Source organism: Nocardia sp. NPDC059154, assembly GCF_042755705.1.
GTDB lineage: Bacteria > Actinomycetota > Actinomycetes > Mycobacteriales > Mycobacteriaceae > Nocardia.
Genome location: NZ_JBHZCS010000195.1, coordinates 1 through 1,677, shown reverse-complemented (window position 1 = coordinate 1,677; position 1,677 = coordinate 1). Strand labels below are relative to the sequence as shown.

Annotated in this window: 1 protein-coding gene; it reads right to left on the bottom strand. The window is 68.3% G+C overall.

The features are described 5' to 3' along the window. Nucleotides 1-175: 175 nt before the first annotated feature. Nucleotides 176-1,558, bottom strand: a complete 1,383-nt coding sequence (locus ACFXN1_RS51765) for an IS1380 family transposase (protein WP_379446751.1) — start codon at nucleotides 1,556-1,558, stop codon at nucleotides 176-178. Nucleotides 1,559-1,677 lie beyond the last annotated feature (119 nt).

The window sequence follows — 1,677 nt, the reverse complement described above, 5'->3', positions numbered from 1 at the left end:
TAGCCTCGATCTTTCGCGGGGCCTTCGGCCCGGCGTGATCGGTTTCGGATTGGCTTCCGGCGGCTGACGAGTGGCCTGTGGGCAACACAGAGTAGCCCGGTCAGCGGGTGCTGCCGGGTTCCACGAGCCCGGAGGAGAGTCCTTTCGATCGTTGTCGGGACGGGTTTGTCGCTGGTCAGCCTGGTTGCAGGCGGTGTAGGGCGGTGATCAGCAGGCCGGTGTGGCGAGCGTGACGAGACAGGCGCAGGTGAGTGCGTCGAGCGTGTCGCGCGATGCGGGCTGGTAGTGAGAACAGTTGCAGGCGTAGGGTTTTCGGTTCCCATCGGCGGGCCCGGTGGTCGTGCAGGGCGATGGTCTGGCACCAGGCGATCAGATCCAGGGCCAGCGCGACGATGGCCAGCCAGATCCGGTTGGCGTCGAAGGAACGGAACGGCAGGTTGCGCAGCCCGGTGTCCTTGGCCGCGCGGATGCGGTCCTCGCAGCGGGCGCGGCGGCGATGCCGTAACTCCAGGTCCGGCAGCTGGCCGCGGCGGGTGTTGGTGACGAACGCGGTCAACCGCAGCCCGTCGACGTCGGTAAACCGCAACTGCGCGCCCGGGTGCGGGCGCTCTTTCCGCACGATCAGCCGCATCCCGTCGGGCCAGCCGGAAAGCTCTGCCAGGCCGGTGATTTCGGCGACCCATGCTCCCTCGCGGACCTGCCCGTCCGCGTCGTAAGCGGGGGTCCACACATGTTTCGGGATGGCGTTGACCGCCTCGACCAGGGCGTCGGTGAGAGTGAAACCCAGCGAGTATTGGACTCGACGGGCATGGCAGTAGGCGAGGAATTCGTGGGTGCCGCCGCTGGCGTCGGTGCGCACCAGGACTTTGCGCCCGACGCGGTAGCCGGGCCGCAACGGTAGCTGCTCCAGGGCGGCGGCGAGGACCTGTTTGTGGTCGACGGCGGTATTGGCACCGGCGTTGCCCGGTCGCAGCAGTTGCGCGAGGGGTTCGCCGGTGCCGTCGGCGCCGTGGTCGGCGAAGGCCAGCAGCGGGTGAAACCCGAAGCCGCGCTTGAATGTTGGGCTGGCGTATTCCTTGTCCGAGTGGGCGTCCACCAGTGTCGCGTCCAGGTCGATGACCAGCGGATCAGCGGCGGTGATCCCGTGATCGGGTGCCCGCTCACCCGCCGCGCGCCAGGCCGCCGCCCGTGCGGTGGCGCGGGCGGAAGCGATGGCAGCCAACGCTTTACGTGCGTCACCAGCCAGGGCGGCGATCAGTCGTGACACTGTCGGGTCCGACGCCACCGCCCCGAACACGTCCGGCTCGCACCGCAGCATCGCGATATCGGCGGCGCAGTCGCCGCCGATCGCGACCGCCACCGCCAGGTCCAGCAGGATCTTTCCCGGATCGTGTACGGCGAACCGCTTGCGCCACGGTCCCATGACCTGCGACAACGCCCGATCCAACCCGGCCACGCCCGCGGTCTGCAGCAGGGCCACCGCCCCGGCGTGGGCCACCACCCCCGACCCGTGCCCGTCAACTTTCAGCGACGGGTACCACCACGTAGACTGCCTCACCAGAAAGGTGCTCCTGCTACTTCGATATTCAGCCCTCAGCAAGCCGAATTATCGCAGTTCAGAGCACCTTTCGCCATTTCAGAGCCACCGACGGCCCCATCAGGCGTGATTGGGCGAGG